Source organism: Stieleria varia, assembly GCF_038443385.1.
Classification (GTDB): Bacteria; Planctomycetota; Planctomycetia; order Pirellulales; family Pirellulaceae; genus Stieleria; species Stieleria varia.
In genome coordinates this window covers 7848361-7860289 of sequence record NZ_CP151726.1, presented here as the reverse complement: position 1 = coordinate 7860289, position 11929 = coordinate 7848361, and the positions used below count along the sequence as shown (strand labels likewise).

At 55.3% G+C, this 11929-nt stretch carries 7 protein-coding genes; 2 read left to right on the top strand and 5 right to left on the bottom strand.

What is annotated here, in order from left to right:
* Positions 1–11: 11 nt before the first annotated feature.
* Complete coding sequence (gene nadC / locus Pla52nx_RS26435; protein ID WP_146518899.1) at positions 12–941, bottom strand: carboxylating nicotinate-nucleotide diphosphorylase; 930 nt, start codon at positions 939–941, stop codon at positions 12–14.
* Between the two features lie 105 nt (positions 942–1046).
* On the opposite strand from nadC, the gene Pla52nx_RS26430 reads away from it, so the two are divergent.
* Entirely contained in the window at positions 1047–1493 is a 447-nt protein-coding gene (locus Pla52nx_RS26430; protein ID WP_146518898.1) for a ComEA family DNA-binding protein, read from the top strand.
* 128 nt (positions 1494–1621) lie between these two features.
* Complete coding sequence (gene uvrB, locus Pla52nx_RS26425; protein ID WP_146518897.1) at positions 1622–3754, top strand: excinuclease ABC subunit UvrB; 2133 nt, start codon at positions 1622–1624, stop codon at positions 3752–3754.
* Between the two features lie 105 nt (positions 3755–3859).
* On the opposite strand, the gene Pla52nx_RS26420 is transcribed toward uvrB, so the two are convergent.
* The 4 genes from Pla52nx_RS26420 to Pla52nx_RS26405 all read right to left on the bottom strand — a co-directional run bounded on the left by Pla52nx_RS26420 (position 3860) and on the right by Pla52nx_RS26405 (position 11489).
* The gene (locus Pla52nx_RS26420; RefSeq protein WP_146518896.1) at positions 3860–4816 is read right to left on the bottom strand and encodes a hypothetical protein; all 957 of its coding nucleotides are present in this window, start codon (positions 4814–4816) and stop codon (positions 3860–3862) included.
* A 38-nt stretch (positions 4817–4854) separates the two neighbouring features.
* Positions 4855–8172, bottom strand: coding sequence for a cytochrome c peroxidase (locus tag Pla52nx_RS26415; protein WP_146518895.1), 3318 nt, complete (start codon positions 8170–8172; stop codon positions 4855–4857).
* A gap of 51 nt (positions 8173–8223) precedes the next feature.
* Positions 8224–8742, bottom strand: coding sequence for an SCO family protein (locus tag Pla52nx_RS26410; RefSeq protein ID WP_231741806.1), 519 nt, complete (start codon positions 8740–8742; stop codon positions 8224–8226).
* A gap of 224 nt (positions 8743–8966) precedes the next feature.
* On the bottom strand, positions 8967–11489 hold the full coding sequence (locus Pla52nx_RS26405; RefSeq protein WP_146518893.1) for a multicopper oxidase family protein: 2523 nt from the start codon (positions 11487–11489) through the stop codon (positions 8967–8969).
* Between the last annotated feature and the right edge of the window lie 440 nt (positions 11490–11929).

Genomic DNA, 11929 nt, shown 5'->3' with positions numbered 1-11929 from the left:
GTCCAACAACCTTAGGTCGTCTTTGCGTCAAACCAGTCCAGCCCCAGGTCCAACCAAGTGGCTTGATGGGTCAAGGCACCACTGCTGATGCGTTCCACTCCGGTTTGCGCGATCTGAGCGATCGTATCGAGTGTGACGTTTCCCGAAACCTCCAGCTCCACGTCTGGATTTAGTTCTTGGCGAATCTGCACGGCTTGGCGGATTCGATCCAAATCAAAGTTGTCCAACAGGACGATGTCGGGGCCGACGACCAAGACATCCCGAAGCTGATCCAGCGAGTCCACTTCGATCTCCACCATTTGCGGTGCCGTCATTCGATCGACCGAGCCACCACGCCACGCGATCGCTTTCTCCGCCCCCACGCTTGCTTTCATCGGCCCGTTTTCATCGCCACCGAGTTGCAGATGGTTGTCTTTGATCAGAAATCCGTCGTACAAACCACGGCGGTGATTGCGGCCACCACCACACGCCACCGCATACTTCTCCAACAGACGCCATCCCGGTGTTGTTTTGCGAGTGTCATACACGTGTGCTTTGGTTCCGGCGACCTTGTCCACAAACGCACGTGTATACGTTGCCACGCCGCACAGTCGTGACAAGATATTCAGGATCGTGCGTTCGCTGGTCAGGATATCGCGAACGTTGCCCAGAACCCTCGCGATGGCTTGACCAGGCATCAGCTCATCGCCGTCTTGGCTCAGCAGTTCCACTTTCAAATCCGCGTCGAACTCGTCGACGATCCAAGCCAATGTTGCAAGTCCGGCGCAAACGCCGGATTGGCGCGGCACGATTTCGCATCCCCCACGTCGCTTGTCGTCGATCAAGCAGACCGTGGTCCAGTCAACGGCGTCGAGCAAGTCTTCTGCAATCGACAAACGGACGAGCGACCGCAGGTCACTCTCCAGGGCTTCATCCGCAGTCACGGTCACGTAGTCAGGCATGTCGGCAGGTTTAAAACGCGTAGGAGGCTTGATTGGGTTGTTCGTCGGCCACGATAATACCGTTTTCTGATGCAACTGTCGTAGTGGTTCACTTTCTCGGGCAGCATGGTGATCGCAGCCGACTCAAGCAAATCGAAACGGGAGGCCGGAACCAGCGAAGACACGCGTGAGGGGAATCGTGTCGATGCGGCGGTCCCCGCCATTTGTCGCCGAAGCACATTGGGTGTGCTCGTGATCCCTTGTACGCTGGTCGTGCTCGGGCTGGTTGCATTCACTCTTTGTTCCAGTGATTTGCCACGCGAACCTGACCTTGCGATTCCGCAGAAACCCAGCGGCGATGACGCAGCGATTCTGCTGATCGACATCAATGCCGCTCCAGAGCGTCAGTGGGCATTGATGCCGCGGGTCGGTCCCGTTTTGGCCAAGCGGATTGTTGAGGAAAGACAGCAAAACGGGCCGTTTGAGTCTCTGGAGGATCTCACCCGAGTTCACGGAATCGGTGAAAAAACTTTGGAGGGCATTCGGCCGTATTGCACGGTCTCCGTTCCCTGATGAAGTCTGATTCGGGGCTGACGCCGATGTTTCTGTCGTTTCCAGGACGATGGGGAATCACTACAGTCTTTCTAGTGCATCACTAGCCAGCCAGAACGCACCCGATTTTGACCTTTGAGCCAGACGCGATGAGCGACGAACTAACGCTGCCCGAAAAAAGTCTGCCACCGGCAGATTTTCACCTCAATCAACCCTTTCCGCCCGCCGGGGATCAACCCAGCGCAATCGAGGCGTTGACGAAAGGGTTTCAGTCGGGGGCTGAGGCGCAAGTTTTGCTCGGTGCCACCGGAACCGGCAAGACATTCACGATGGCCAACGTGATTGCCAATCTGCGTCGCCCGGCGCTGATCCTTAGCCACAACAAAACATTGGCGGCACAGCTGTATGGTGAGTTCAAAGAGTTCTTTCCCGAGAACGCCGTGCACTACTTCGTTAGCTACTACGACTACTATCAGCCAGAGGCCTACATCCCCCAGCGTGACGTCTACATCGAAAAAGATTCGTCGATCAACGAAGAGATCGATCGTTTGAGATTGGCGACCACCAGTTCACTGGTCAGTCGGCGGGACGTTGTCATCGTCGCATCGGTCAGCAGCATCTACGGCCTGGGGTCACCCAACGATTACAAGCAACTCGTGGTCGGATTGACGGTCGGCGATATCGTGCGGCGTGATCATCTGTTGATGAAACTGGTCGATGTCCTCTATCAACGCAACGACATTCAATTCGAACGCGGCAAGTTTCGCGTGCGTGGCGATAGCATCGAGATCTGGCCCAGCTACGAGGAGTTTGCCTATCGCATCGAGATGTGGGGCGAAGAGATCGAGCAGTTGTCGATCATCAAGCCCGTTTCGGGAGAAACGATCCGCACGGTCAAGCAGTTCTTTATTTACCCGGCCAAACACTTTGTGATGCCCGAAGATCGGATCCGACGCGCGATCGCTGTGATCCAAGAAGAATTGAAAATGCAACTGGAGGAATTTCAAAAACAAGGCAAGCTGTTGGAGGCGCAGCGATTGTCCGCGCGGACTCGCTTTGATCTGGAGATGCTTGCCGAAGTCGGCCATTGCCCCGGCATTGAAAACTACTCGCGACCGCTTGCTGGAAAGCCACCGGGTGCCTCGCCCGACACGCTCTACGAATTCTTTCCCAAGGATTTCATCACCTTTGTCGATGAGTCCCACGTCACCGTGCCGCAGGTTCGTGCCATGTACGCGGGTGACCGAAGTCGCAAAGAAACCTTGGTCAATCACGGTTTTCGATTGCCCAGTGCGTTGGACAATCGTCCGCTCAAATTCGAGGAATGGGAGCAACGCACCGGGCAAATCTGTTTCGTCAGCGCCACGCCGAGTAACTACGAGTTGGAACGCACCGGAGGCGAGGTCGTCGAACAGATCATTCGTCCCACCGGGCTGCTGGACCCCGAGGTGGACGTCGTCTCGGCGCGTGGTCAGGTCAACCATCTGCTGGAGGAGATCCGCATCCGGGCTGCGAAAGACGAACGTGTGTTGGTCACGGCACTGACCAAACGGTTGGCGGAAGACCTGTCAACGTATTTTCAGGAACAGAACGTACGCTGCCGTTGGTTGCACAGCGAACTCAACGCGTTCGAGCGCGTCGATCTGCTGCAAGAACTGCGGGCGGGTCACTTCGACTGCCTCGTCGGCGTGAACTTGCTCCGGGAAGGGCTCGATTTGCCAGAGGTTTCTTTGGTGGCGATCCTGGACGCCGATAAAGAAGGCTTCTTGCGTAGCGAAACAAGCTTGATCCAAACGATCGGACGTGCGGCACGGAATGCGAATTCCAAAGTGATCCTGTACGCGGACAAGGTCACCGACTCGATGCGAATGGCGATCGACGAAACCGAACGCCGCCGCGCGATTCAGATGAAGTACAACGAAGAGCACGGCATCACGCCCGAGACCATCCGCAAGTCCATCCGCTCAGGAATCGAAGCCGATGCGGCAAAGCGAAAACGCACGGAAGCACAAGCGGCCGAAAACTCCGATGCGGTTTACATCACGATCGAGTTGGTCGAAAAGCTGGAGCAAGAAATGCTGGCCGCTGCCGAAGGACTGGAGTTCGAACGCGCCGCGCAATTGCGTGACCGAGTGTTGCAGTTCAAGGAAAACATCGGCAAGCCGCTTTCGGAAATCGAGATCGACTCCAAACCGTCCAACGCGACGGGCCGGCAACGCAAAGGACGCAAGGGGATCAAGCCGAGTGGCCGGGCCAAGATCCCTCGTCCCAAACGTGGATAGCGTCCGACGACGTTGGCCTCGCCGGTGTTGTTGGTCGCGCCGGTGTTGTTGGTCTCGCCGGTGGTCGATCGAATCGTACGTCGGTCACTCTGGGCCGACATTCCATCACTCCTCACGGATATCCGGTTCGGTCTGCTCCGTCGCATTACCGTTGTTGTTGCGTACCATCAGGAACAGTGGGGCTCCGCTTCGAAAGCCACCCGGTTTATTGCCGCGTGCCTCCGCTCGCCAACGGACGAAACCGGTTTCCACATCGTCCAGGTCGGCCGAATCGATGAGCATGGGCTCGAGTTGACCGGTTGCGGGATTGAGATCGAGGCGAAACAGTTCGATGTCCTGTGCCGTCCCGGCAGCCGAGTGCGCGGTGGTGGCGAAACCACGGGCTTCGTAGCGAACACGCGTTCCTTCATCACGAAACGACGCACGCTCGATACTGATCTGCGGAGTCGTTGCCGGATCGGTAACGAGTGTTCCCGTTCCACCATACTCAAAGAGAAACGCGTGAAATGTTGCGGACGCAAAGTACCCTTCTGCGCTCGATGGCACTGCCTCTGATGTTCCCAATTGAATCGAATCCGGCGAGATTGGAAATCCGAACTGATTCTGAAAGATGGGTGATGCGGGGTCATCCGCGTTGGAGCACAATCGCGAGTCGGTCAGCATGGCGACCGGGACACCATTGATTTCCAGTTGTCGTTGCGGTCCCGGATCATTTTTGGTGACGGTTCCCAGCAAGACCGATTCGGCAGGTTCCACGTCCATGAAGTCGGCTTCAAGGATCGTGGGCGTCTGAGCTGTGTCCACTGTTCCTTCGGCGATCAACGTTCCGCCCAAGAATCCTTGTTCGCTCCGCCCTGGAAACAAAGATGTGGCGGCCAATTGAGCGGGAGTGAGTTTCGTGGTTGGCGTTCGGATCGCCTTTTCTCGTCCGCTGGCGGTGAGTCCAGGTGCGAAGCGAACGGTCATGTTCATGCAACGCACCAGCACACCTGGCGGTGAGACCGAGTGGTCCAAAGTGATTGATGAAATAGGACCTTCGACACTCGATTCGATGATTGCCATGGTAGAGAAGTGCTCCTGAAAAAAAGATCGATGAGAGGTTAGTTTTCTGGAAATCGGGAGGGGATCTGACTTGGGTCGGGCTCCCCATCAACGATCCATCCACTTGCTCCGACCGCGCGAACGGACTGAATCGATTCGGCAAAAGTTCCGTCTTGGTAGCCATTGACGAGATTCAACGACGGATGATCAAAGGGTGCTTGCTCCAGTCGCACGCGTTCGTCCGTTAGACACAGCAAGAAGAACAGCAACGCTTTTTGGTCGTTGTTCGAAAGGTGCAGTTCACGCATTTCGGGATGCTTGTCCGGATAGAGTTCGCGATCCATTTCGATGAATCCGCCATCGTCGTAAAACTCGATCACGTCACCGAGGGATTGCAAGCGACCGTTGTGCATGTACGGAGCGGTGAGTTCCACGTTGCGCAACGAAGGCGTCTTGAATGAGCCCCAAAAAGCGAGTTCATTGTCGTGCAACAAGGGTTTGCGGTATCCCCAAGGGTCTTCGTCAACCACGAGTGTTCTGGCGCGAGAGAAAAACCTCAGTGAAGATCGCCGGACGCTTTCTGGAATGTCATCTCGGTCCCAACTGGTGTCGGTGAACTCTGTGTTCCATAGCGCCTCATCTGGATCGTAGCTTGGTCCTTCATGGCATTTGCGTGCGGGGGCAGGATCGCCGTCCTCGGGAGCATCAACGACAGGTTCTTTCGTGTATTCGCTCAGTGATCCCCACTGTTTTGGAAACTGATAGGCTTGTCCACGAGCAACACTGACTTCGGCTGAGGCTTCGATGGCAAGTAGTTTCTCCCGAAACTGCTTGAATTCCGTTTTCACATCTTCGGGGTACTCGCTAATTTGCTGCGGTAAATTCTCTCGACGGTAAGTTTGTTGAGCGATATCCAACGCCTCAACATCTTGTTTGGTCGCTTGCGGCAGATTGGAAACGAATTCCAGCATCTTCATTTGTTGAAAAGACTCTTGAATGGCCTCCTCCGGCGGAGCTTCGTTTGGGATGCGTCCGCCGATGCCCCGGTCGTATCGACCGGGTGAAACTCCCAGTGCGTAAAACGCTGTGTCGTAAAACGCGTAGGGCTCTGTCGTGAAGGCATCTTTGATCGGCAGCGGTCGTCGATGCTGAACCTGATCTTCACGTAGCACCATCGATTCAACCAGCACGGGCGCTGTGAGGGCAGCAGCGAGTTCGACGCGTTCTTTTTCGGTAAAGAAGTGGCGTTCGCCGAGTTGAGACGGGAACTGTTTTTCAAAACCGATCAACTTGTTCGTGATTTGCTGGGCAATTCGCGTCAACACAGAGTCGCTGCTGGACAGTGGCTCCAGACGAGATTTGACTCGTGAATTCAGATTCTTTGCGTTGCCTTGCGACTGCTCTCTCAGCAGGTCCAGTTCACTGGCCCATTTGATTGCCGTTGGTTTGTCAATCGTGGTCTCGTTGACAAGGATCTCGGCAATATCATTCAACGTTGACTCTCTGAATTTCGAGAGTTGAATCGCAATTGCGTCGGCCCGAGAATTGGGCAGCAATGTATGGGAGATGAGTTTGTGTATGGGGAATTTCACGTCTTCGGGGCGTCGCTCATACAGCTCGCTGAACAGTGGCCCGCCATGACACTCCACACAGTCGCTTCTCAAGAACACACGAAGTCCGTGCTGAAAGACGGAGGCTCCTGTTTCGTGTGCCGGTGGGTCTTCGGTCAACTCAGGTTTGAAATGTCGTCCGCGATCCAGACGGATCGTTCCCAGATTCTGTTTTTCCTTCTCCCAGCGTTGGTTTACCAACTGGGGGTTCCCCATCATCATGGCATCGAACGGGGATTGGTTGCTGACGAGGGTGGATTCATAGAGCATGATGCTCAGTCCCCAATACAGAGAGAAATTTGCCACCATCACGCTTCCTCGCGCTCTGCGGTCTTCCTCCTGTGAACCCATCATGACCAGGGGCACCACGTTTTCTTTCTCCCTCGGGTTGCCATCTTGGTCCAGTACCGAGGCACCGTTCTGATCAAGCAGTGGGCTTGTACCGGTTTCCCACCATTCGCGTCGAAATGCCATTTTAATCAGGTCACGATAAGTAAGTCTTCCGTTCGGACCGATCAAGCCTTTGGCCGCCCATTTGCCCAGTACGCTGTCATCGTGTTTGACGGTTTGCACGGCAAGCACACGAGAATCCAGTAACTTGCATGCGACATTGGGAAACGTCCGACCGACATAGGACATTTCGACATCGTTGACGATGGGACCGACTGCTTGGCTGGCCAGTGCCGCTTTGGGGATCGCGACGTGGACCTGGACGGGTTTGCCGTATTTGGGTCGACCATCGGTACCAATGACAATCCGGCCGAGTGCGTCTCGAAGAGGTACACCGCGGAAAAGCACCGGACGGTGGTCTCGGTCACCAAAGATGGAATACCCGTTAAACGTGGATTCTGCTCTGCCGTCATGGAACAAACGATCAGAGAAGCCACTGTTGATCACGCTTGGTGAATTGCGACCTGTGATTTGACGAAGACGTTGCCCGGCGTCGTTGTGGCCTCGAATGAACATTGCCCACTCGGGCAGACGGTCGAGTGTTTCAGGGGTGCCGGACTGAGGATTGACGCGTTCCAAATGACGGATCGAAAAGTTCTCCGATCGCCAACCATTTGGCAATGACGACAGATCGACGGGCGAACCCGATTGATAGGCGTCATCCAGTTTCTTGAATACCTGCGGTTCCACCCCCGCCGAGCCATTGACGAACGAAAGGTTTCCAAACTTGTCTGTGTCAAACGAATACGGTTGCGTGGCAACGGTGTCGAGCGGGAATGGCAACTGTTTTTCGCCGAAGGCCATTGGATCGAGGTCGTGTTCGGGATGCAGTTCATATTCGTCCCATACGACGTAGGGGAAACGTCGAGAGTGTCGACCGCGCGCGTCGGCACCATGCCGATAGTGACAGCTTGCGCATGCCGTGCCGACAAAGGTTCCGTCGTCTCGACGGCCGAAATCACTCCCCGCCTGCATGTCCCAAAAGAAAGCTTTTCCGAGCACGTTGGCGGCTTCGACATCAGCGATAAACTCCGCCAAGTCGGGACGCAGCAGTTGGTGCCTTGTCACGGCGTCGCCCGACGAGTCAATGACATCGGTTGTCTTGAATACCGGGTTGACCAGCTTGCGGGGATCCCAGTCATCGATCACATCTTGAACTCGGTCCAATAGTTCGTGGTCTTCGTGACCAACCAGGTGGATCGGAGTGACGATCTCGTCTGTCGAATCGGCGGCGAATGATACTTGTGCAGGCACCAGCAAGCGGCAGGCGATTACCAAAACAACAACCAAGAACATCATGTTTTTTGGGGCCACCATGATCGATTCTCACCAGGAGTGAAGGACTAGTTCAAGACACTTGAATAGGGGTCAACGAGTGATTCCATAGCGTTGTTCAAAGCTGAATCCGGCAATGCGCCGAATGGACTCGATGAGCGTGGACGTTCGCAATTCCGCGGGGAGAGAACACCAGCGATCGGTGTCCAGGTTGCCAACGACAAGCAGTGATGCATGTTCTGAAACATCCTGGTCAACTTGCGGGTTCAAGTCGAATAGGCCAAGGGATCGTCTCAATGAATCGGTGTTCGGTTTATTGGCACGCAAGAAATACCAGTCGCTGAGTTCTGGGTTGGGCTCTCCTGCTCCGTAGATCTCGGCATACGATCTCAGCACCTCAGGAGTATCCACATGGGGTTCAACGGTGAACGACAGAAAGGTCAATGAGTTTCCAAACGCAGGACTCAGTTTCTCTCTCAGTTGCTCAATCGTCGCACTCGTGCCAGGGCAAGAGCCTTTGCAAGTGGTGTAGACAGTGTTGATGATCAGTGCCTTTCTGGCACGAACAAATTCGTCTCGAAAACGGATGCGTTGACCAAATTGATTGGTCATGGGGATGTTGGGAATCGAATCGGAAATCTTTGCATGCGGGGGGACGGCTGTCCGACTTCCCGAATCAATCAACGAATCGTCGGGATACAGCAAGCCGTCGAGCAGATATTTCAGTCCAAAGCCCATCTCCGATGCCCTCACGTTGTCTAATTTGATGTGTTGATTTGGTTTCGTCGTCTGTCAGCCCGCCAAACGGCTGTCGTCCATCTTGGTGATCTCTCGGATCACTCGGTCGGGTCCCGAGGCGGAATCTGATCCTGCCCTGCATCCTCGACGGGCGTCTTGGGGATCGGCGAGTATTCCCACTCCAGTTCACCGACGTATTGATGTTGTTGTTCTCGCGAACCTTGAAAGGTCAAGTCGTTGCCATGCGTCCTCGCATCGGGAGCGATGTTTGGATCATGATCGGGAGCCGCCACCGTTTCAAAGTTGAACATCATTCGCATGTCTTCGTGTTCCAGGTTGTGACAGTGGAACACAAACGGGCCGTTCCAAGTTCGCGTGCGGATTCGAATCCTGGCAACGGTGTTGGGGCCTAAGACTTGAGTGTCGTGCAGTCCGTGTGCTTCCACCGGATCCATCTGCCCGATGATGTCGGGGATCTCGCCTGTTCCACCCAAGACAAGGTTGGGGCCAGGCGGATCGGCGCGGTCGACCACCTCATCCGCTTCGAAATCCTTTTCGTATGAGATCAATTGATGGCTTTCCAGGTGGATATGAATCGGATGCCACCATCCTCCGCCACCGTTGCGTAGGATCCACTCTTCTGTTGAATCGATGCGTGGCGACGCATTGGCAATGAATGGGTCATAAAATCGACCGTTGATCTTCCAAGCACCTTTTCCCCTTTCGAAAATGAATTCGCGGACGGCGGAAACTTCGGAGTCCGGGATCTCACGATGTTGGACCAGAGGAGTGCCATGCTCAATCGACGCATCGCAATCACCCGCCGGGTCATCGGGGGCCGTGCCGGGCGGCGCGTGGCAAACGACGAACTTCATCAGTCCGATCGGACGATTGAGTTCGACCAAGGGAGTTTTAGGGATTTGCTGACCATCGCCTTGAACATCAAAGGGGACCGGCAAGACTCGTGGGTCTCCGCCGTCCTCCAATTTGGGTTTGGGGCCGCGACCATCAAACTGGGGCATCGTGTTGACCAAGATGAACTCTTTGGATTCTCCCGGCTGCAAGCCGCCAGCGATCGCGTCAAAGTCGATCACGATGTCCGCCCGGTTTGCCATCGCAAGGACAATCGACTTTTTCTGGACCGCTTTGCTCCACAGCCAACTGTCTTTCCCGATTCGCAGGTAGGGCAACGAACACCGGTCGTAGTCAATGCCAAAGTCACCCGAGTCAGCGTCATCCGAGCCAGCGTCATCCGAGCCAGCGTCGGTGGGAACAGAGTCATTCGCCGTCGGCTGTGCATCGTTGGTCAAATTTCGCCCCACCGCGCCGATTCCGTTCTTGTTGGCTTGCTCAAAGTCGTCTGCCGTCATCAATCGCAATCGAAAGACGCGAGCATTGGAACCGTCCAGGATTCGGAATCGGTATTTGCGATTCCGCACCTTCAGTTTGGGCCAGGCAACGCCATTGACCAGAAAGGTGTCCCCGAGGTATCCGTCGTGGGATGTCAGGTCGTAAGCGATTTGACCCGTCCGTTGATCAATCACCTTGTCTTGCAGGACCAGTGGAATATCGAAGGGGTTTCGATAGGGTTCCTTGGACGGATGATAAAAACCCGGTTTCTCAGGATCTTCGAGAGCCGTCAGATCAGATTCCGAAACGTCTTCGCTCGCCGTGTACCGCATGCCGGAGGGATCGATGCAAGAGTGCGGGCCGTATCCAGGCAAGACTCGATCATGGATCAGCTTTAATTCCGGTTCGCTGTAGCACAACGCAAATCCGGCGAGGCCTTTGGAGACGTTGTAGGCTGTCGCATCCATCGCATGGTCGTGGTACCACATGGTGGATTGTGACTCACCAACATCCGGAACGTATTCCCCGTCGGCGTCTTGAAAGAGCGGCAAGATGTTCGGGTAAAAGTAGTCGCGTGACTTTCCTTGCAATACATAAAAGACCGGGAAGCCGTCACTGTGCGAGGGGCTGTGCCCGCCGTGCAAATGAACGGACGTTTCTGCTTCGAGATGATTCTCAAAGCGGACCACCACCGGTTCGCCGAGACGCATCTTGATCGTTGGTCCCGGAACCATCCCGGCATAGCTGTACAGCCGAGCTGGGTGCTCTGCATCAGGATGAAGCTTTGCATAGGTTTCCACGATCGGGATCTTGTAACACTTTGGCTTGAATCCACTCCAGTTTTCCACCGGTGGCTCACCCAGGTAGTGCTCGATCTTGCCGAAATGCTCACGCTTGTCTTGCCAGTTGGCCATCGGGTCCGTGCTGCGCACGCATCCATACGCCTGCCAATGCATCGGCGTTTCTGCCCATTCTTTGGCAATGCCGTGAAAGCTGTCGCCCAAAGGCAGCGGATCCTGATTTCCGAAAACAGGTTTGCCATGCAAGTCCTCGAATCGACCCACACGCGTCGGGAGCGCAACCGGTGGGATTTGGAGGGGCTCGGTGAACGCTTTCGCGGGGAGATGATGCTGCTGACCTTTTTGAAAAGTCGTCGTGGGCAACGAAAACGGCCCGCCGACCGGCCCATTCAGCTCGATCTCCTGGGCCGACGCCAGACCCGCTGCAGCAGTCGATGCGATGACACCCTTGAGTAGATCCCTGCGTTTCATAGACTTCCCCCCATCTCAAAGACATGTGATTCATTCAGGGAGTAAGTCTAAGGGGCTTTGTTGGGGGGTGTCAAGCATCTGGGGGCAAGAGATGCGACGCGAAGTGAGAATCGTGGGTATCGCTGGGCTGATCAGTAGGTAGGTAGGTAACGACTGGACTGCTCAAAGTTTGGTGTTGACATTGTTCTTACAGTCCATGTTTTGTTCCATGCATCGCAACCAAAGTGAGCCTCAGGCACTAGCCGTGGGCCGGCACCGCAATCCGCCTCAGGCCCACGGCTAGCGCCTGAGGCTCACTGGGGGTCGCCAGCTTCGCCGGCCGTAGGGACAAAAACTTGCGCAAACCCAAAAAGAAACAACACCAAGTTTTGAGCAGTCCCGGGCTAGTGCATCATCCGGTCTTGATTTTGGGGTTAGCCGTTTTGGCGTTAGCCACGGTT

Coding starts and splice junctions, on each gene's coding strand:
- Pla52nx_RS26430 (WP_146518898.1), top strand. CDS start 1,047: ATGGTGATCGCAGCCGACTCAAGCAAATCGAAACGGGAGGCCGGAACC.
- Pla52nx_RS26405 (WP_146518893.1), bottom strand. CDS start 11,489: ATGAAACGCAGGGATCTACTCAAGGGTGTCATCGCATCGACTGCTGCA.
- nadC (WP_146518899.1), bottom strand. CDS start 941: ATGCCTGACTACGTGACCGTGACTGCGGATGAAGCCCTGGAGAGTGAC.
- Pla52nx_RS26415 (WP_146518895.1), bottom strand. CDS start 8,172: ATGGTGGCCCCAAAAAACATGATGTTCTTGGTTGTTGTTTTGGTAATC.
- Pla52nx_RS26420 (WP_146518896.1), bottom strand. CDS start 4,816: ATGGCAATCATCGAATCGAGTGTCGAAGGTCCTATTTCATCAATCACT.
- uvrB (WP_146518897.1), top strand. CDS start 1,622: ATGAGCGACGAACTAACGCTGCCCGAAAAAAGTCTGCCACCGGCAGAT.
- Pla52nx_RS26410 (WP_231741806.1), bottom strand. CDS start 8,742: ATGACCAATCAATTTGGTCAACGCATCCGTTTTCGAGACGAATTTGTT.